This is a genomic window from Nigerium massiliense (assembly GCF_000826085.1).
Lineage (GTDB): Bacteria > Actinomycetota > Actinomycetes > Propionibacteriales > Propionibacteriaceae > Propioniciclava > Propioniciclava massiliense.
Genome location: NZ_CCYM01000003.1, coordinates 991,360 through 1,009,369, shown reverse-complemented (window position 1 = coordinate 1,009,369; position 18,010 = coordinate 991,360). Strand labels below are relative to the sequence as shown.

Genomic DNA, 18,010 nt, shown 5'->3' with positions numbered 1-18,010 from the left:
GGTTCGCTACCGCTGCCGGCCCCGCCGGGTGCCGACGTCGAGCTCCACGTCGAGTTGCTGCCCGGCCCGCAGCCGGTCGAGGCGGAACCGCCCGCGCCGGCGGGGCCGGCAGCGGTAGCGAACCCGGGCGCGGCGGGCGGGTTCGTCGGGGGCGGGCAGGAACGTCTTCTCCCCGAAAGACGGCGGCAGCTCGTCCTCGAAGAACAGCCCGGCCGGGACGGCGCCCCGCCGGGTGCCGACGTCGAGCTCCACGTCGAGTTGCTGCCCGGCCTCCACCTGGGGCGGGTCGAGCCGGCGGCTGACCGTCAGCCCGCGGCGTCCGAGCAGCATCGTCAGCCACGAGACCAGCGGCAGCACCAGCAGGAGCACCCCGGGCACCACGAGGGCGGCCTCGGGCAGGGCGAAGGCGGCCGCGACCAGCGCCGCGCCGAGCGAGCCGAAGAGCACGCCCCGCGCCGTCGGCAGCAGCGGCGGCCGGGGCACTAGGTCCGCCGCGGGGTCGGGACGGTCGAGACGATCTCCTCGACGACGTCGGCGGTGGTGCGGTGGGCCGACTGCATCGCGAGCGGGCTGAGCAGGACGCGGTGGGCGAGCACGGCCACGGCGAGCGAGCTGACGTCTTCGGGGACGACGTAGGCGCGTCCGTCCATCGCCGCCTTCGCCCGAGCCGTGCGGGACAGGTGCAGTCCAGCCCGCGGCGAGGCCCCGAGCCGCAACTGATCGCTGGTGCGGGTGCCTTCGAGCAGGGAGACGATGTAGTCGCGCAGCGCCGGGTGCAGGTAGACGCCCTTGACGGCGTCGATCGCCGCCAGGACGCCCTCGGCGTCGGTCACGGGACGCAGGTCGTCGATCGGGTTGGCGGCGCCGTGGTGCTCGAGCATGGCGAGCTCGGCCGAGCGCGCCGGGTATCCCATCGAGATGGACGCGGTGAAGCGGTCGCGCTGCGCCTCCGGCAGCGGGTAGGTGCCCTGCATCTCGATGGGGTTCTGGGTCGCCACCACCATGAACGGCTGGGGGAGTTGGTGCGTCACGCCGTCGACGGAGACGCTGCTCTCGGCCATGGCCTCCAACAGCGCCGACTGGGTCTTGGGCGAGGCCCGATTGATCTCGTCGCCGATGACGATGTTCGCGAAGACGCCGCCCGGCTTGAACTGGAACTCGTGGGTGTCGGGGTTGAACACCGACACGCCGGTGATGTCCGTGGGCAGCAGGTCGGCGGTGAACTGGATGCGGTGCGCCGGGCAGTCGATGGTGCGGGCGAGGCTGCGGGCCAGCATCGTCTTGCCGACCCCCGGGACGTCCTCGAGGAGGAGGTGCCCGCCCGACAACAGCACGGCCAGCGCCATGTCGATCGCCTCGGTCTTTCCCTCGATGACGGTCGCGATCGCCGCCCGCAGGCGATCGGTCATGGTCGCCACCGGGGCCACATCGTGCGGGCTCGTCTCTTGCACGCTCGCCACCTTACCGAGCGGCCCGCGAGGCAGGGGCAGGCCGGCGCCCGTCCTCCACGGCGCCCCACCGTCGCGCTCCACCGTCGCGCTCCACCACGCTCCACGGCGACCCGAGCGGGCGTCCCCGCCCGAGGCGTCCCGGGGCGCACCTCCGACCGGACACGTGTCGCAGAAGTGAAAAAGTCACCCGTCCGGGGGGCGAAAAACAAGGGGTGCGGGGGAGCGGTCGGGGAGGAAAGTGGGGTACGGTGGAGCGCAGTGGAGGAGATTGGGTCGTTCAGGAAACAAGGGGTGCGGGGGAGCGGTCGGGGAGGAAAGTGGGGTACGGTGGAGCGCAGTGGAGGAGATTGGGTCGTTCAGGGGAAGGAGCCACGATGTTTCTTGGCACCTACACCCCACGGCTCGACGAGAAGGGTCGCTTCTTCCTCCCCGCCAAGTTCCGCGACGAGCTCGCCGAGGGTCTGGTGATCGCCAAGGGGCAGGAACACTGCCTGACGATCTATACCCCCGAGGGCTTCCAGCAGGAGGCGGCGAGGGCCATGAGTGGTCCGTCCACCCTTCGCGGCATCCGTGATTTTCAGCGCATGTACGCCTCCGGCGCGTCGGAGGAAGTGCCTGACAAGCAGGGACGCCTGACGGTCCCGCCGATGCTTCGGCAGTACGCGGGGCTCGACAAGGAGATCGCGGTCATCGGTGCCTTCAACCGCATCGAGGTCTGGGATCTCCCCGCCTGGGAGGCCTACCAGACCGCCCAGGAAGAGGAGTTCGCGCAGATGGACGGTGAGATCGCCCCGAAGGAACCCCTCATGTGAGACGTGCGAGGTGGCTTCAATCCTCGGGATTTCCTGGCTCCACTTCCCCGGTGCCAGGCAGGGCTCAGGATTGAAACCTCGTCGCACGTCTCTCCTTTTTACGAACGAACCGAGCTCGACCGAACAGGACGCTCGAGCAGCCGAGTCAGGGGGTGACGATGAGCGAGGATCAGCAGGGCGCCGGGCACATCCCGGTGCTGCTCGACCGTATCGTCGAGCTGCTCACCCCGGCGTTGGACGCCCCGGGCTCCGTCTACGTCGACTGCACGCTCGGCCTGGGCGGGCACGCCGCCGCCGTCCTGGCCGCCGCCCCGCGGGCCCGCCTCATCGGCATCGACCGTGACCCCGAGGCGTTGGCCGAGGCCGGACGCCGGCTGGCCCCCTTCGGCGACCGCGTCACGCTGGTGCGCGCGGTCTACGACGAGCTCGGGGACGTCCTCGCCCGCGAGGGGACGCCGCGGGTGCAGGCCGTCCTGGCCGACCTGGGGCTCAGCTCGCTGCAGATCGACCGACGCGAGCGCGGCTTCGCCTACGCGGTGGACGCCCCCCTCGACATGCGGATGAGCGCCGGCACCGGCCCGACCGCGGCCGACGTCGTCAACGGCTACGCGGCCGCCGAGCTGGCCCGCATCCTGCGCGGCTACGGCGAGGAGCGCTTCGCCGACCGCATCGCGCGCGCGATCGTCGCCGCCCGCGACACCGAGCCGTTCACCACGTCGGCACGACTCGTCGAGGTCATCTCGGCGGCGATTCCCGCAGCGGCGCGGCACACGGGCGGGCACCCGGCCAAGCGGACGTTCCAGGCGCTGCGCATCGAGGTGAACGGCGAGCTCGCGGCGTTGGAGGGGTTGCTGCCGCAGGCGCTGGACGCCCTGGCCCCGGGCGGCCGGTTCGCCGTCCTGGCCTACCACTCCCTGGAGGATCGCCCCGTCAAGAACACGTTCGCGGCGGCGTCCACCGACCGGGCCCCCCGCGGCCTGCCGGTGGTGCCGAAGGAGTACAAGGCGCGGTTCCGTCTGCTGACGCGCGGAGCCGAACGTCCCGGTGAAGAAGAGCGCAACCACAACCCGCGTGCCGCCTCAGCGCGGCTGCGGGTGGCTGAGAGACTGAGCGAGGAATCATGAGCGCCTGGGAACTGACCGAAACCCCGTCGCGGCCGTCCAAGGGCCCCGACGGGCCGAAACTGCGCCGGGTCGCGAACCCGGATCCGGGATCGATCTCGCGGCTTCCGTTCGTGGGCTTCATGATCCTGCTGCTGGCGCTCGGGATGGCCGGCCTGCTGCTGCTGAACACGCACCTGCAGGATCAGGCCATCGAGATGCGCCGTTCCCAAGCGGCGGCCACCGCCCTGGCCGACCGCCTGTCCGACCTGGAGGCGCAAGTGAACAGGGCCGAGGCGCCGAGCCAGGTGGCGGGTCGCGCCACCGAACTCGGCATGGTGCCGAACCCACACGCCGTCTACGTCGACTTGGCCACCGGCAAGATCGTGGGCGATCCCATCGCCGCGTCCGGGGACGAGATCCCCAGCCTGAAGGTGCAGTCGTCCTCGGCCGCGGTCGCCCCGCAGCCCACCATCCAGATCAAGAGCGCCGTCCAGCCCTGGTTCGACCTGCGCAACCTGCCTGCGAACGCGTCGACGTCCAACCGTTAAGGAGTCGCCCATGAGCGCCCAAGCGCCGAAGAAGGCCGTCCGCGCCGGCCGCCGCTGGCCGCTCGCGGCTTCGGCGGGACGCATCCGCGTCCTGCTGATCGTCGCCGCCATGCTCTTCTCCCTGTGCGGGGCGCGCGCGATCCAGGTGCAGGTGCTCGACCCGGGCGGCATCGCCGATGAGGCGGCCAAGCAGTATCTGGTCACCCGGCCCATCGAGGCGGAGCGCGGGACGATCACCGACCGCAACGGGCAGGTGATGGCGTTCACCGAGGACACGGTCAACATCGTCGCCGACCCGACGATGATCGCGACCAACGGCAAGGAACCCGAGACGATGCGCGACGAGGACCGCAAGCGCGCCCAAGAAGCGCCCGCGGCCATCGCGGCGGTCGTCGCGAAGTACACCGGACGCGACGCCGGCGACATCGAGGGACGCCTGCGCAACACGACCGTTCGTTACACGATCCTCGCGCCGCAGGTCACCGCCAGCACGTACGCCGCCGTCAACGCCGAGCTCGAGAAGGACGGCTGGGTCGGCGTCTTCAAGGAGCGCAACCCCCGGCGCAACTACCCGATGGGGACCGTGGCGTCCAACGTCCTGGGCTTCATGAGCCAGGGCGAGGGGGCGGGCGGCCTGGAGTTCTCGCTGCAGAAGCAGCTGGCCGGCACTCCGGGAAAGGAGAGCTACCAGAACTCGCCGAACGGACGGGTGCCGCTCGGCGCGCAGACGATGACGCCGGCCGTCGACGGCGAGGACGTCCAGCTCTCGATCGACTCGTCGCTGAACTGGGCGGTGGAGCAGCGCCTCGCTCAGGCCGTCACCGAGAACAAGGCCAACTGGGGCATCGCGATCGTGATGGACGTCAAGACCGGACGCCTGCTGGCGCTGGCCAACTCGCCGTCGTTCAACAGCAACGAGCCCGGCAAGGCCAAGACCCCGGACCTCGGCAACCGCGCGATCACCAACGTCTACGAGCCGGGCTCGACGATGAAGGTGCTGACGTTGTCGGCCCTGCTGGACGCCGGCCTCACCAACCCCGACGAGGTGACCGACGTGCCGCCGTCGATCAAGGTCGGCGACAACGAGGTGAAGGACGCGTTCAAGCACCAGGACATCCAGCTGACGACGCGTGGCATCTTGGTGCGTTCGTCCAACATCGGCACCATCGAGCTCGCCCGGCGCATGGACAAGGCGACCACCGCCGACTACCTGCGCCGCTACGGCCTGGGGGCCAAGACCGGTCTCGGGCTGCCGGGCGAGGCGTCCGGCCGCATCCCGTCGGCGACGATGCCCGACTACACCCGCGACGGCATCGCCTTCGGCACCAGTCTTTCGGTCACGTCCGTGCAGATGGCGGCCGCCGTCGCCGGCGTCATGAACGGCGGCGTCTACACGGCCCCGACCATCATCGAGTCGACGACCGGCACCGACGGCAAGCGCGTCGAGGCGCCGCTCGGTCAGACCCACCGGGTGATCTCCGACACCGCCTCGCTGCAGATGCGCGAGATGATGGAGCAGATGGTCATCCACTACAAGGACAAGTTGTCGATCCCGGGCTACCGGACCTCGGCGAAGACCGGCACCGCCTGGGGCATCGACCCGAAGACGGGCAAGTACAAGGGCCTGGTCACCTCGATCATCGGCGCTGTGCCGACCGAGGACCCGCAGATCCTCACCTACGTCGTCCTCGGCAAGGATGACCGGGCGGGCGCCGGGCTCGGCACCGCCGGCCCGGTGTACAAAGACATCATGAGCCTCGCCATCCCGCGCTACGGCATCAAGCCGAGCGCCAACGTCGTGACGACGCAGCTCCCGCTCGAGAAGAACGCCGCCCGGCCGAAGAAGAAGTGACCGTGCCGAGCAACTCCCAGGTCGGCCGTCCGGCGCAGGCGCCCGGGCTCGCCCTGTCCGAGCTTGTCCCCGGGGCCTCCGGGACGATCGGGGGCATCACCCTCGACTCCCGCCACGTCCTGCCGGGGGACCTCTACGTCGGGCTGCCCGGCGAGCGCACCCACGGGGGACGGTTCGCCGCGTCCGCCGCGGACGCGGGTGCGGTCGCCGTGCTGACCGACGGGGCGGGCCGCGGCCTGGCCGGCGACCTGGAGATCCCGGTCGTGGTGGTGGACGACCCGCGCGCCGCGATGGCCCCGATCGCCGCCCGCATCTACGGCGAGCCGACCGCCCGGGCCCTGACCCTGGGCGTCACCGGCACCAATGGCAAGACCAGCACCGTGTTCCTGGTCGAGGCGGCGCTGACCGCGCTGGGCCGCGTCCCGGCGACGGTCGGGACGATCGGCTTCCGCGTCGGCGGCGAGCCCCTCGACGTCGATCGCAGCACGGTCACCACGCCCGAGTCGCCCGACCTGCAGGCGCTGCTGGCCGTGATGGGGGAGCGCGGCGCCGACGCCTTCGCGATGGAGGTCTCCTCGCACGCGCTGGCGCTGCACCGGGTCGACGGCATCACCTTTGACGTGGCGGCCTTCACGATGCTCGGCCAGGACCACCTCGACTTCCATCACACGATGGAGAACTACTTCGCCGCGAAGGCGTCCCTGTTCCTGGGCGGACGCTCCCGTGCGGCCGTCGTCAACATCGACGACCCGTGGGGACGCCGACTGGCCGGCCTCGTCCGGGACGACGGCCACGCCCGCCTCGTCACGACCGCGGTCGAGCGGGAGGCCGACTACCGCATCGTCGCGAGCGAGACGCACGCCGACGGCTCGGCGGACGTCCGGCTGGCCACCCCGAACGGCGAGGTCGCTTTCGGCCTCACGATGCTCGGAGACTTCAACGCCCGCAACGCGCTGACCGCGCTCGCGATGGTCGGCGCGGCCGGACTGGACGTCCGGGCCGCGGCGGCCGGCCTGCGCGGCGCGCAGGTGCCCGGACGCATGCAGCGCGTGGACCTGCCCGACGGGTCACCGAACGTCGTGGTCGACTTCGGCCACACCCCCCAGGCCGTCGAGGCGGCGCTGTCCGCACTGCCCCGCACCGGGCGCGTCATCGCCGTGCTCGGCGCCGGCGGCGACCGGGACGCCACGAAGCGCGGGCCCATGGGCGCCGCGGCGGCGCGCCAGGCCGACGTGGTGGTGGTGACCGATGACAACCCTCGCTCGGAGGACCCGGCGACGATCCGCGCGGCCGTCCTGCAGGGCGCCCGCGAGCAGGCGGACGCCGGGACCGAGGTCGTCGACGGCGGCGACCGGCGCGGTGCGATCGCGCGGGCGCTGCGGCTCACCGGGCCCGGGGACTGGGTCGCGGTGTTGGGCAAGGGCCACGAACGCGGGCAGGATGTGGCGGGGGTCATCAGCCCCTTCGATGATGTCGCTGTCGTGCGTGAGCTCGTGCGGGGAGGGGAGTGACGGTGGAACCGATCTCGACGGCCGACCTGGCCGACTGGTGCGGGGGAACCCTGACCGGCGGCGCAGGCGGGGGACCTGTCGGGCCCGACGTGGTCATCGACTCGCGCCGCGTCACCCCGGGCTCGTTGTTCGTGGCCATCCCGGGCGAGCGCGTCGACGGCCACGACTACGTGGCCGGCGCCGCGGGCTCGGGCGCTGCGGCCGCGCTGGTCTCCCGCGAGGTGGACGCCGACCTCCCGCAGGTGCTGGTGGACGACACCGTGGCCGGGCTCGCGGTGCTGGCACGCAACGTCGTCGAGGACGCCGCGGCGGCCGGGCTGTGCGTGGTCGGCGTGACCGGCTCTTCCGGCAAGACGAGCACGAAGGACCTCATCGCGCAGGTCCTGGCGGCGTCCGGCCCCACCATCGCGCCCGTCGGGTCGTTCAACAACGAGATCGGCGCCCCGCTGACGGCCGTCGGGGTCGACCGCGGCACCGACTTCCTCGTCGCCGAGATGGGCGCCCGCGGCAAGGGTCACATCGCGTTCCTGTGCTCGATCACCCCGCCGCGCATCGGCGCGGTGCTCAACGTCGGCAGTGCGCACCTGGGCGAGTTCGGGTCGCGGGAGGGCATCGCGCAGGCCAAGGGAGAGCTGGTGGAGGCATTGCCCGCCGACGGCTGGGCCGTCCTCAACGGCGACGACGACCTGGTGTGGGGCATGCGGCCGCGCACGAAGGCCCGCATCGCGAGCTTCACCCTCGGCGTCCCGGCCGCGGACGCCGACCTGCGGGTCTGGGCGAGCGACGTCCGCTCCGACGAACTGCAGCGGTTCTCGTTCACCGTCCACGCGGACGGCTTCGTCACGGACAGCGCGCCGGTGCAGCTGCAGGTGCTCGGCGAACACAACGTCAGCAACGCGCTGGCCACCGTCGCCGTCGGCCTGGCCGCCGGGCTCGAGCTGCCCCTCGTCGCGAGTTCCCTGGGCGCCGCGACGCCCCGCTCGCCGCTACGGATGCAGCTCGACGAGCGGACCGACGGGCTCGCCGTCCTCAACGACTCGTACAACGCCAACCCCGAATCCATGCATGCCGCGCTGACCTCGCTGGGCCGCATGCGCCGCTCCGGCGGACGCCTCGTCGCGGTCCTCGGCACGATGCTCGAGCTCGGCGACGCGTCCGCCCAGGCTCACCGCGAGGTCGGCTCGGCCGCCCACGCCGCCGGCGTCGACGAGCTGCTCGCAGTGGGGGACTTCGGCGCCGACCTGCTCGACGGATTCGCCGCGTCGGGCGGGCAGGGCCGATACTTTTCTTCGAAGGACGAGGCGGGCGCCTACCTCACGCAGACGGTGGGCCCCCGGGACGTCGTCCTCGTCAAGGCGTCGCGAGGCATGGCGCTCGAGACCATCGCCGACCAGCTGCTGGCGGATCGAGGAGGAGATCGGTGAAGAGCATCCTGCTGGCGTCGGGGCTGGGCCTGCTGGGGACGCTGTTGGGCACCCGCGTCGCCATCGGCATCCTCGTGCGCAAGGGCTACGGACAATACGTCCGCGACGACGGGCCCAAGCAGCACCTGAAGAAGGCCGGCACCCCGACGATGGGCGGCACCGTCATCATCGTCGCCGTGTTGCTCGCCTACGCCCTCGCGCACCTGGTGTTCTGGGAGCCGCCGACCGCCTCGGGGTTGTTGCTGCTGTTCCTCTTCACCGGGCTGGGCGTCGTCGGCTTCCTCGATGACTTCATCAAGATCAGCCGCGCCCGCAGCCTCGGGCTGAACAGCACCGCGAAGCTGGTCGGTCAGACGCTCGTGGCGGTCCTGTTCGCCGTGATGGCGCTGAACTTCCCCGACGAGCGCGGCATCACCCCGGCGACCCACTTCGTCTCGTTCCTGCGCGACATCCAGTGGCTGGCGCTGCCGCCGGTGCTCGCCGTCGTCTGGATGATGTTCATCATCGCCGCGATGAGCAACGGCGTGAACCTCACCGACGGATTGGACGGCCTCGCCACCGGCGCCACCTGCATGGTGTTCGCCGCCTACGGCCTCATCAACATCTGGCAGTACAGCCGCTCGTGCGCCTACCCGGCCAGCGGCCCGCAGTGCTACGAGGTGCGCGACCCCTACGACCTGGCGCTGATCTCGCTGACCCTGGCCGGCGCGTGCTTCGGCTTCCTGTGGTGGAACGCGTCCCCGGCGAAGATCTTCATGGGCGACACCGGCTCGCTGTCGCTGGGCGGCGCCCTGGCCGGCCTGGCCATCCTGACCCGCACCGAGATGCTGCTGGTCGTCCTGGGCGGCCTGTTCGTCATCATCACCTTGTCGGTGGTGCTCCAGGTCGGCTACTTCAAGCTGAGCGGCGGCAAGCGCCTGTTCAAGATGGCTCCGCTGCAGCACCACTTCGAGATGCTCGGCTGGGCCGAGGTGACGATCGTGATCAGGTTCTGGATCATCTGCGGCCTGTTCGTCATGGTCGGCGTGGCCGGCTTCTACGCGGAATGGGTGGTGGGGCAGTGACCCTGGAGTGGATCGAGTCTGCCGACCGGCTCTCCCCGTGGGGCGAGGCGTCCGTCGTGGTGGCGGGCCTGGGCACCTCCGGCTTCGCCGCCGCGGACGGCCTGTGGAGCCTCGGCGCGAAGGTGCTCGTCCTGGACGACGCCGACACCGCCGAGAACGCCGAGAAGGCCGGGTTGCTGCGGCGCCTGGACGTCGAGGTGCGTCTCGGTCCCGGCTCGACCGCCGCGTTGCCCGAGGGCACCGACCTCGTCGTCACCTCGCCGGGCTGGCGTCCGACGTACCCGCTGCTGGCTCAGGCGGCCGAGCGCGGCGTCCCGATCTGGGGCGAGGTCGAGCTGGCGTGGCGCATGATGCACCCCGACCGCGTCGTCCCGTGGCTCGGCGTCACCGGCACCAACGGCAAGACCACGACCGTGAACATGCTCGAGTCGATCCTGTCGGCGGAGGGCCTGCGGACGTCCGCGGTGGGCAACGTGGGGCGTCCCATCGTCGAGGCGGTGCTGGACGAGATCGACTACGACGTGCTGGCCGTCGAGCTGTCGAGCTTCCAGTTGCACTGGACGAACTCCGTGACGCTGCACTCGGCCGCCGTCCTCAACCTGCACCCCGACCACCTCGAGTGGTACGCGCACACCGACGACCCGATGGCCGCCTACCGAGCCGACAAGGCACGCATCTACGAGCGCGTGACGCACGCCTGCGTCTACAACGTCGCCGACCCCGAGACCGAGCGCATGGTCGAGGAGGCCGAGGTCACCGAGGGCGCCCGCGCCATCGGGTTCACCCTCGGCATCCCGGCGATGTCGATGGTGGGCGTTGTGGACGACCTGCTCGTCGACCGCGCGTTCATCGAGCAGCGCCGCGACTCGGCGATGCCGCTGGCCCAGGTCGCCGACGTGCACCCGCTCGCCCCGCACAACGTCGAGAACGCGCTGGCCGCCGCCGCGCTGGCCCGCAGCTTCGGCGTCCGCCCGCAGTCGGTGGCCCAGGGCCTGCGCGACCTGCGGCTCGGCGACCATCGCATCCAGACCGTCGCCGAGGTCGACGGGGTCACCTACGTCGACGACTCGAAGGCGACCAACCCGCACGCGGCGGCGTCCTCGATGCGCGCCTTCGACTCGATCGTGTGGGTGGCCGGCGGCCAAGCCAAGGGGACCACGTTCGACGAGCTGGTCACGACCTACCGCGACCGGCTGCGCGGCGCCGTCCTGCTCGGCGTCGACCGCGCCGTCATCGCGGAGGCACTTGCCCAACACGCCCCCGATGTCCCGGTGATCATGATCGACGAGACGGAAACTGGGGCGATGGAGTCCGCGGTGAAGGCGGCGGCGGGCCTGGCCCGTCCCGGCGACACCGTCCTCCTGGCCCCCGGGTGCGCGAGCAAGGACATGTGGTCCGGCTACGACGCCCGAGGCGCCGATTTTGCGGCCGCCGTGACCGCGCTGACCGACGAGAGCTGAGGAGGGACGTGGCGTCCACCACCGCGACCAGGCCGAAGGGAACGCCACGCGTCCCCGAGACCGCCCGCAGTCAGATGGCGTCCTTCCGGGACGCCGCCGGCACCTGGCTGAACCATCCGATGGCCAGCTTCGTCCTCGTCCTCGTCCCCGCGGTGCTGCTGTGCATGCTCGGCACCGCGATGGTGCTGTCGGCCTCCAGCGTCTTCGCCCACTTCCAGTTCGGCGACTCCTACTACTTCCTGAAGCGCCAGGCCGTCTTCCTCGCGCTCGGCCTCATCGCCGGGACGCTCCTGGCACGCTTGGCGCCGGAGAAGTTGCGGCCCTTGGGGTGGATCATCTTCGGCGCCGCGGGGCTGCTGCTGGTCGCCACGTTCATCCCCGGCGTCGGTTACGGCGTCAAGGGCAACCGCAACTGGATCAACTTCGGCTCCGGCGCGATGATGCTGCGCCTGCAGCCCTCGGAGTTCGCGAAGCTCGCGATCATCCTGTGGGGCGCGACGGTGCTGGACACCAAGCGTCGCCTGCTCGACCAGCCCAAGCACTTGCTCGTGCCGTTCCTGCCGGGCTCGCTGATACTGATCGGCCTGGTGCTGCTGCAGCACGACCTGGGCACCGCCCTGGTGATGGGCGCCATCGTCATCGCCGTGCTGTGGTGCGTCGGGTCGTCCTGGCGCGTGCTCGGCTCGATCGCGGCGATCGTCGCGGCCGGCGCGGTTTTCCTGGTGGCCACCAACGCCGGACGCCTCACCCGCGTCCTGGCCTTCCTCGACCCGAGCGCCGACCCCACGGGGACGAACCACCAGGCCAACCAGGCGCTGTACGGCATGGCGACGGGCGGCTGGTGGGGCGTCGGCATCGGGGCGAGCCGGCAGAAGTGGGGGTCGCTCGTCGAGGCGCACACCGACTACGTGCTGGCGATCATCGGCGAGGAACTCGGCCTCGTCGGCACGCTCGCGGTGCTCGCCCTGTTCTGCGTGCTCGGCTACGCGGGCTTCCGCATCGCGCTGCGCTCGGCGACGTTCTACAGCCGCATCGTGGCGGGCGGCATCACCTGCTGGTTGATGCTGCAGACGCTCATCAACGTCATGGTCGTGCTGCGGCTGCTGCCCGTCCTGGGCGTGCCCCTGCCGCTGGTGTCCTACGGCGGATCGGCCCTTCTGGCTAACCTGATGGCCGTGGGCCTGTTGTTGGCCTGTGCCCGCGAAGAACCCGATGCGAAACGCTGGCTCGAGCGCCAGCGCGCCAAGAAGCAGCCCCGCAGGCGGCTGTCCGCCGTCCTGCCGGGACGGCGCCGGAACTGACGAAGGACGAACCATGGTTTCAGTGGTGATGGCCGGCGGGGGAACCGCCGGCCATACGTCTCCCCTGATCGCGACGGCCGAGCGGCTCCGCGCTCTCGATGCGGAGGCGAGCATCGTGTGCGTCGGGACGCCCAAGGGCATCGAGTCGCGCGTCATCCCGGGCGCCGGCCTGCCGCTGGAGATGATCCCGCCGGTGCCGCTGCCTCGCAGCCTCAGCCCCCAGTTGCTCACCGTCCCCGGCCGGCTGGCCGGCGCGGTGGGCAAGGCCCGCGGCATTCTCAAGACGCACCGGGCGGACGTCGTCGTCGGCTTCGGCGGCTACGTCTCGCTGCCGGTCTACCTCGCGGCCCGCACGCTCGGCGTCCCCGTCGTGATCCACGAGCAGAACGCGGTGCCCGGGCTGGCGAACAAGGTGGCGGCGCGGTTCGCGAAGCTGGTCGCGGTGTCCTTCCCCGACACCCCGCTGCCGGGCGCCCGCTACATCGGGCTGCCCGTGCGCGAGGGCATCGTCCAGCTCGACCGCGAGGGCTCGCGCGACGAGTACCGCCGCGCGTTCGGCCTGCGTCCCGAGGGCCCGGTGCTGCTCGTCAGCGGCGGCTCCCAGGGCGCCGTCGCGATCAACGACGCGACCCTCGCCGCGCGGAAGGAGTTGCTCGCGGCCGGCGTCGACGTCCTGCACGTGCTCGGCCCGAGGAACCTGCCTGACGACGCCGAGACGATCACCGACGAGCAGTCCGGCGCACGCTACGTGCCCCTGGGCTACGTCGACCACATGGAGCAGGCCTACGCGGCCGCCGACCTCATGGTGGGCCGTTCCGGAGCGGGCACCGTCGTCGAGACGGCGACCGCGGGGCTGCCCGTGATCTTCGTCCCGCTGCCGCACGGCAACGGCGAGCAGGCCAAGAACGCCACGTTCCTGATCCGCGAGGGCGCCGGGCGGCTCGTCCCCAACGGCGAGCTCGACGGCGACCGCCTGCGCGACGAGGTGCTTCCCCTCATCCAGACGCCCGAGCGGCTGGCCGAGATGAGCGCCAAGTGCAGCGGGCTCGTCCCCGCCGACGCCGCCGGCGACCTGGCACGGGCCGTCCTCGACGTCGCCCGGAAGGACGCCTGACATGGCCTTGGTGACCCCGGTCCCCACCGAACCCGCCGCCGAGGTGGGCCCGGTCCACTTCATCGCCATCGGCGGCGCGGGCATGAGCGCCATCGCCGCGGCGTACAACGAGCTGGGCGTCCGGGTGAGCGGCAGCGACCAGGCGGACTCGGCGAACCTGCGCCACCTCGTGGACGCCGGCGTCGACGCGCACGTCGGCCACGACCCGGCCCAGCTCGGCGACGCGGAGACGGTGGTCATCTCGTCGGCGGTGCGCGAGTCGAACGTCGAGCTCGCCGAGGCCCGTCGCCGCGGCCTGCGCGTGTGGCACCGCTCGGCGGCGCTGGCCGGACTCATGGTCGGACGCCGCGGCGTCGCGATCAGCGGCACCCACGGCAAGACCACCACCACCGGCATGTGCGCGACGATGCTGATCGGCGCGGGGGGCGACCCGTCCTACGTGATCGGCTCGCCGCTGTCGACCACGGGCAAGAGCTCGCATCTCGGCGACGGGGACGCGTTCGTCATCGAGGCCGACGAGTCGGACGGCTCGTTCCTGCAGTACCCGGCCGAGATCGTCGTCATCACCAACGTGGAGTCCGACCACCTGGACAACTGGGGGACGCCCGAGGCCTACCACGAGGGTTTCGTGCAGCTGGGCTCGGCCGGCACGGTGCGCGTCGCGATCACGAACGCCGACGACGAGGGCGCTCGCTGGGTCGCCGAGCGGCTCCGCGCCGCCGGAAAGCGGGTCGTCACGTACGGCGAGGCGGCGGACGCGGACGTCCGGTTCAGCGACTGCTCCTTCGACGGCGCCGGCAGCACCGCGCAGCTGGACGCCCCGGGCGACTCCGGTCCGCTGCGGCTGAAGGTGCCCGGACGGTTCAACGTGTCCAACGCGGCCGCCGCTTACGCGGTGGGTCGCGAGCTGGGGGCGGACGGCCCGGCCCTGCGCCGGGCGGCGGAGGCGTTCGGTGGCACCGACCGTCGCTTCCAGTTCGTGGGCGAGGCCGCGGGCGTCCGCATCTACGACGACTACGCCCACCACCCGACCGAGCTGCACGCGACGCTGACGGCCGCCCGGCCGCGCGCCGCCCAGGGACGCCTCGTCGCCTGCTTCCAGCCGCACCTGTTCAGCCGCACGGCCCAGTTCGCCGACGAGTTCGGCGCCGCCCTGGCCGGGGCGGACGAGGTGATGGTGCTGGGCATCTACGCCGCCCGCGAGGATCCGATGCCCGGCGTCACCGGCGAGCTGGTCGCCGACGCGGCCCGTGCGCACGGGGCGTCCGTGCACTACGTCGAGGACGTCCACGACGCGGCGCCGGCGCTGGCAGACCTCGTCCGCGTGGGCGACCTCGTCCTCACCCTGGGCGCCGGCGACGTGACCACGGTCGGCCCCGCACTCCTCGAGCTGCTGCGGGCGGCGGAGGCAGGGTCCGCGTGAGCCACCCGATCGATCTCGCCGGACAACGCCGGCAGCGCGCCCGGGACCGCCGGTCCCGAGTGCTGCGCCGTGTCGCCATCGCACTCGGGGTGGTCCTCGTGCTCGCCGCCGTGGCGTTCGGGCTGCTCAACTCGCCGGTGCTCGCCGTGCGCAGGGTCGCGGTCGAGGGCAACAAGGTGGTCGCGGCCGAGGCGATCCGTCAGCAGGCGAACGTCCAGCTCGGCGTGCCGCTCGCGCGGGTGGACACCGGCGCGATCGCCGGCCGCGTCGTCGCCCTGCCGGGGGTGGGGCAGGCGGACGTCCACGTCACGCTGCCCGACACCGTCACCATCGCCGTCACCGAGCGTCCGCTGGCCTACGTGACGAACCAGAACAAGGCGTTCCAGTGGGTCGACCCGTCGGGGCAGATGTTCAACGAGACCCCCCAGCGGCCCGCGGGGGCGGTGCTCGCGTCGGTCTCCGACGACCAACGGGTGCGCGCGTCCGTCGGCGCTGCGGCGAACGCGCTGCCCGACCCGCTCAAGAAGCAGGTGAAACTCATCACCGCGTCCGGGCCGGACGACATCACCCTGAAGCTCACCACGGGCGGAACGATCGTCTGGGGGAGCGCCGATCAGTCCGAGCTCAAGGCGCAGGCCGCGCAGGCGTTGCTCGCCACGAGGGCGAGCGTCATCGACGTGTCCGCCCCCACGCATCCGACCACCCGGAAGTAGCCCCTGCAGTAAGCTCGCCAGAGTCTCAACCTCACCTTGAGGGGCTCGCCGGGAGCTCGAGGGTTGTTTGGCAGCGGCTCGGGGACACCCGTAACCTTGGGCCAACGCCCAGCCCACGTTCCTTCCCCGCCGGTCCTTTTCAAACGTGAGCGCGGGTGACGACGGCAACAGCAAACGTTAGAGAGTTGGTTCCTCCCAGTGGGCACTGCATCCCAGAACTACCTGGCCATCATCAAGGTCGTCGGCGTCGGCGGAGGCGGGGTCAATGCCGTGAACCGGATGATCGAGGCCGGGCTGCGCGGCGTCGAGTTCATTGCGGTGAACACGGATGCGCAAGCCCTCCTCATGAGCGACGCCGACGTCAAGCTCGACATCGGCCGCGACCTGACGCGCGGCCTGGGCGCCGGCGCCGATCCCGACAAGGGCCGCCAGGCCGCCGAGGATCACGCCGAAGAGATCGAAGAGGTCCTCAAGGGCGCCGACATGGTCTTCGTCACCGCCGGCGAGGGCGGCGGCACCGGCACCGGCGGCGCGCCGGTCGTGGCCCGCATCGCCCGGTCGCTGGGCGCCCTGACGATCGGCGTCGTGACCCGCCCGTTCAGCTTCGAGGGGCGCCGCCGCTCCACGCAGGCGGAGAACGGCATCGTCACGCTGCGCGAAGAGGTCGACACCCTCATCGTCATCCCGAACGACAAGCTGCTCGAGGTCACCGACCACCACGTCGCGATCCTCGACGCGTTCCGCCAGGCCGACCAGGTGCTCACCCAGGGTGTGTCCGGCATCACCGACCTGATCACCACCCCCGGTCTGATCAACCTCGACTTCGCCGACGTGAAGGCCGTCATGAGCAACGCGGGTTCCGCGCTCATGGGCATCGGTTCCGCCCGCGGCGAGGAGCGCGCCCGCGCCGCCGCCGAGATGGCGGTCAGCAGCCCGCTGCTGGAGGCCAGCATCGACGGCGCCCACGGCGTCCTCCTGTCGATCGCCGGCGGTTCCGACCTCGGCCTGTTCGAGGTGTCCGCGGCCGCCAACCTCATCGAGGAGGCCGCCAGCGACGATGCGAACATCATCTTCGGCACGGTCATCGACGACGCCCTCGGCGACGAGGTGCGCGTCACCGTCATCGCCGCGGGCTTCGACGGCGGTCAGCCGCCGAACCGCCAGCCCGGCGTGAGCCGGCAGCCGAACCCCGTCCGGCAGCAGGCTCCTGCGCAGCAGCGTCCCGTCCAGGCGGCGCCGCAGCAGCGTCCGGCGCAGGCCCCGGCCCAGCAGGGCGGCGACCAGGCCCAGGGCGCGCAGGGTGCCCCGGCCGCGCCGGTCCGCCCGGCGGGCACCGGGTCGCAGCCGTCGGGCCAGCAGGCGCCGGCGTTCCGCAGTCCGGCTGCCGGGCAGCAGCGGCGTCCGGAGCCGGGTGACGACGAGCTCGACGTCCCCGACTTCCTCAAGTGACCCGTCACGACACCCACGTGGACGACCTCGGCACCGCTGGTGTCGGGGTCGTCTTCACGTCGGGCAGCAGCGACCTCGGTGACGCGCAGGACCGGGCCTCACGCGACCAGGCCTACGCCGAGTTGGCCGGACGCCTGGGCGTCCGCGTCGCGCTGGTGCGGCAGGTGCACGGCCGCGACGTCACCGTCGTCACGCCCGAGCGGGTCGCCGCCGGCGAGGGCCCGCTGGTGGCGCTGCCCGGCGTCGAGGCGGACGGTCTCGTCACCGCGGAGCCCGGCATAGCCCTGGCCATGCGGGTCGCCGACTGCGTCCCGGTGCTGTTCGCCGACGAGCAGGCGGGCGTGGTCGGCGCCGCGCACGCCGGCCGCGCGGGCGTCGAGAAGAACGTGGTGGCGGCCGTCGCGGATGAGCTCGCCCGGCTGGGCGCCACCGCGCTGACGGCCTGGATCGGCCCGCACATCTGCGGCGCCTGCTACGAGGTGCCGCCCGAAATGGCCGCAAGGTTCGCCGACGCCACCGGCGTCGCGCCGACCACGACCCGCTGGGGCACCACGGGCATCGACCTGGAGACCGCGGTCGAGCGCCAGCTCGAGGCGGTGGGTGCCCGCGTCCATCGACACGACGCCTGCACGCTGACGGACGGCGCCCTGCACTCCTACCGCCGCGAGGGCCGTACCTCCGGGCGGCAGGCCGGCCTCATTTGGCTTCGCGACGGGCGTGCCAGCTTCATGGCCCCGGGGCGGTCGCGGTAGGGTTCACCACGAGGCTCGAACGGGAGGACATGC

At 71.9% G+C, this 18,010-nt stretch carries 16 protein-coding genes; 14 read left to right on the top strand and 2 right to left on the bottom strand.

The genetic code is table 11. The features are described from left to right. Positions 1–6: 6 nt before the first annotated feature. Together BN1187_RS11130 and BN1187_RS11125 are read right to left on the bottom strand one after the other, a co-directional pair. Positions 7–483, bottom strand: a complete 477-nt coding sequence (locus tag BN1187_RS11130; protein WP_040161724.1) for a hypothetical protein — start codon at positions 481–483, stop codon at positions 7–9. After that, positions 483–1,409 carry an AAA family ATPase gene (locus BN1187_RS11125; RefSeq protein WP_040163083.1) on the bottom strand — a complete coding sequence of 309 codons (927 nt, stop codon included), beginning with the start codon at positions 1,407–1,409 and terminating at the stop codon, positions 483–485. The genes BN1187_RS11130 and BN1187_RS11125 overlap by 1 nt, the downstream gene beginning before the upstream one ends. Positions 1,410–1,825: 416 nt before the next feature. Between BN1187_RS11125 and mraZ the strand changes: the two genes are divergently transcribed. From mraZ to BN1187_RS11055, 14 genes are all read left to right on the top strand, one after another. Beyond that, positions 1,826–2,263 (top strand): division/cell wall cluster transcriptional repressor MraZ, encoded by a 438-nt coding sequence (gene mraZ, locus BN1187_RS11120; RefSeq protein WP_040161723.1) that lies wholly within the window; start codon positions 1,826–1,828, stop codon positions 2,261–2,263. 158 nt (positions 2,264–2,421) lie between these two features. Then, a complete protein-coding gene (gene rsmH, locus BN1187_RS11115; RefSeq protein ID WP_040161722.1) occupies positions 2,422–3,387 on the top strand; it encodes a 16S rRNA (cytosine(1402)-N(4))-methyltransferase RsmH in 966 nt (321 codons plus the stop codon). Continuing rightward, the gene (locus BN1187_RS11110; RefSeq protein WP_052462623.1) at positions 3,384–3,914 is read left to right on the top strand and encodes a cell division protein FtsL; all 531 of its coding nucleotides are present in this window, start codon (positions 3,384–3,386) and stop codon (positions 3,912–3,914) included. The genes rsmH and BN1187_RS11110 overlap by 4 nt, the downstream gene beginning before the upstream one ends. Positions 3,915–3,924: 10 nt before the next feature. Further along, a complete protein-coding gene (locus BN1187_RS11105) occupies positions 3,925–5,766 on the top strand; it encodes a peptidoglycan D,D-transpeptidase FtsI family protein (protein ID WP_052462622.1) in 1,842 nt (613 codons plus the stop codon). 2 nt (positions 5,767–5,768) lie between these two features. After that, on the top strand, positions 5,769–7,277 hold the full coding sequence (locus BN1187_RS11100; protein WP_452436136.1) for a UDP-N-acetylmuramoyl-L-alanyl-D-glutamate--2,6-diaminopimelate ligase: 1,509 nt from the start codon (positions 5,769–5,771) through the stop codon (positions 7,275–7,277). 2 nt (positions 7,278–7,279) lie between these two features. Further along, positions 7,280–8,701: a UDP-N-acetylmuramoyl-tripeptide--D-alanyl-D-alanine ligase gene (locus tag BN1187_RS11095; protein ID WP_040161721.1), complete on the top strand. Its 1,422-nt coding sequence runs from the start codon at positions 7,280–7,282 to the stop codon at positions 8,699–8,701. After that, a complete protein-coding gene (mraY, locus tag BN1187_RS11090; protein WP_040161719.1) occupies positions 8,698–9,765 on the top strand; it encodes a phospho-N-acetylmuramoyl-pentapeptide-transferase in 1,068 nt (355 codons plus the stop codon). The genes BN1187_RS11095 and mraY overlap by 4 nt, the downstream gene beginning before the upstream one ends. Beyond that, entirely contained in the window at positions 9,747–11,225 is a 1,479-nt protein-coding gene (gene murD, locus BN1187_RS11085; protein ID WP_040161717.1) for a UDP-N-acetylmuramoyl-L-alanine--D-glutamate ligase, read from the top strand. Before mraY ends, murD begins: the two co-directional genes overlap by 19 nt. A gap of 8 nt (positions 11,226–11,233) precedes the next feature. Beyond that, positions 11,234–12,526, top strand: coding sequence for a putative lipid II flippase FtsW (gene ftsW / locus BN1187_RS11080; RefSeq protein WP_218184641.1), 1,293 nt, complete (start codon positions 11,234–11,236; stop codon positions 12,524–12,526). A gap of 13 nt (positions 12,527–12,539) precedes the next feature. Further along, positions 12,540–13,640 carry an undecaprenyldiphospho-muramoylpentapeptide beta-N-acetylglucosaminyltransferase gene (gene murG, locus BN1187_RS11075; RefSeq protein WP_040161715.1) on the top strand — a complete coding sequence of 367 codons (1,101 nt, stop codon included), beginning with the start codon at positions 12,540–12,542 and terminating at the stop codon, positions 13,638–13,640. Position 13,641: 1 nt separating this feature from the next. Next, positions 13,642–15,063 carry a UDP-N-acetylmuramate--L-alanine ligase gene (gene murC, locus BN1187_RS11070; RefSeq protein ID WP_040161713.1) on the top strand — a complete coding sequence of 474 codons (1,422 nt, stop codon included), beginning with the start codon at positions 13,642–13,644 and terminating at the stop codon, positions 15,061–15,063. Continuing rightward, entirely contained in the window at positions 15,060–15,776 is a 717-nt protein-coding gene (locus tag BN1187_RS11065; protein ID WP_052462621.1) for a cell division protein FtsQ/DivIB, read from the top strand. The genes murC and BN1187_RS11065 overlap by 4 nt, the downstream gene beginning before the upstream one ends. Positions 15,777–15,974: 198 nt before the next feature. Beyond that, positions 15,975–17,225: a cell division protein FtsZ gene (gene ftsZ / locus BN1187_RS11060; protein ID WP_040161712.1), complete on the top strand. Its 1,251-nt coding sequence runs from the start codon at positions 15,975–15,977 to the stop codon at positions 17,223–17,225. Beyond that, entirely contained in the window at positions 17,222–17,977 is a 756-nt protein-coding gene (locus tag BN1187_RS11055; RefSeq protein ID WP_040161711.1) for a purine nucleoside phosphorylase YfiH/LACC1 family protein, read from the top strand. The genes ftsZ and BN1187_RS11055 overlap by 4 nt, the downstream gene beginning before the upstream one ends. Positions 17,978–18,010 lie beyond the last annotated feature (33 nt).

What these genes read in the sequence shown, in the direction of transcription:
- BN1187_RS11105 (WP_052462622.1), top strand. Translation starts at nt 3,925, where the DNA reads ATGAGCGCCCAAGCGCCGAAGAAGGCCGTCCGCGCCGGCCGCCGCTGG.
- murC (WP_040161713.1), top strand. Translation starts at nt 13,642, where the DNA reads ATGGCCTTGGTGACCCCGGTCCCCACCGAACCCGCCGCCGAGGTGGGC.
- rsmH (WP_040161722.1), top strand. Translation starts at nt 2,422, where the DNA reads ATGAGCGAGGATCAGCAGGGCGCCGGGCACATCCCGGTGCTGCTCGAC.
- murG (WP_040161715.1), top strand. Translation starts at nt 12,540, where the DNA reads ATGGTTTCAGTGGTGATGGCCGGCGGGGGAACCGCCGGCCATACGTCT.
- mraZ (WP_040161723.1), top strand. Translation starts at nt 1,826, where the DNA reads ATGTTTCTTGGCACCTACACCCCACGGCTCGACGAGAAGGGTCGCTTC.
- BN1187_RS11110 (WP_052462623.1), top strand. Translation starts at nt 3,384, where the DNA reads ATGAGCGCCTGGGAACTGACCGAAACCCCGTCGCGGCCGTCCAAGGGC.
- murD (WP_040161717.1), top strand. Translation starts at nt 9,747, where the DNA reads ATGGGTGGTGGGGCAGTGACCCTGGAGTGGATCGAGTCTGCCGACCGG.
- BN1187_RS11125 (WP_040163083.1), bottom strand. Translation starts at nt 1,409, where the DNA reads ATGACCGATCGCCTGCGGGCGGCGATCGCGACCGTCATCGAGGGAAAG.